We start from the raw sequence: 573 nt of genomic DNA, 5'->3' as shown, positions 1-573 counted from the left end.
CTCATCCCATAGAGGCCATGAACGACCGCTGGCAGGTGATCTCTGTCACGCATCATGGGTGGCAACCTGTCGCATCAAACGACGGTGGCGAAGGGACAACACTGACCAACGAGGTCGCCTTTATTCCAGGGCGACAGGACTGGCGGCCTCCTTACCGCTACAAACCCCTGGCGGACGGTGATGAAGTCGCCACGGTGGTTGGGCCGGGCAGCGAAGAGATTTATGTGAACGAACACGGCGCGATACGGATCCATTTCCACTGGAACCGCTACGATAAAGCGGACGACAACGCGTCTTGTTGGGTACGGGTGGCACAAGGCTGGAACGGCAACGGTTTCGGTTTTATGGCGATACCGCGCGTCGGGCAGGAGGTGATCGTCAGCTATCTCAACGGCGATATCGACCGTCCGATTGTCACGGGGTGTACCTATAACGGCCTTAACCGCCCGCCGCTTAATTTACCGCTGGAGAAAACCCGTACCACCTTTAAAACCCGGACTCTCGGAGGGCAGGGATTTAATGAACTGCGCTTTGAGGATGCCAGAGGAAGCGAGGAAGTGTTTATTCATGCTC

Annotated in this window: 1 protein-coding gene; it reads left to right on the top strand. The window is 56.7% G+C overall.

Translation table 11 applies throughout. The features are described from left to right. The coding region (gene tssI / locus EAE90_RS23335) for a type VI secretion system tip protein TssI/VgrG (protein WP_214055461.1) at positions 1-573 on the top strand (573 nt) is incomplete at both ends.

It is taken from the genome of Photorhabdus caribbeanensis (genome assembly GCF_018448885.1).
GTDB classification, from domain to species: Bacteria; Pseudomonadota; Gammaproteobacteria; order Enterobacterales; family Enterobacteriaceae; genus Photorhabdus; species Photorhabdus caribbeanensis.
This window is presented reverse-complemented; position numbering and strand designations above follow the sequence as displayed.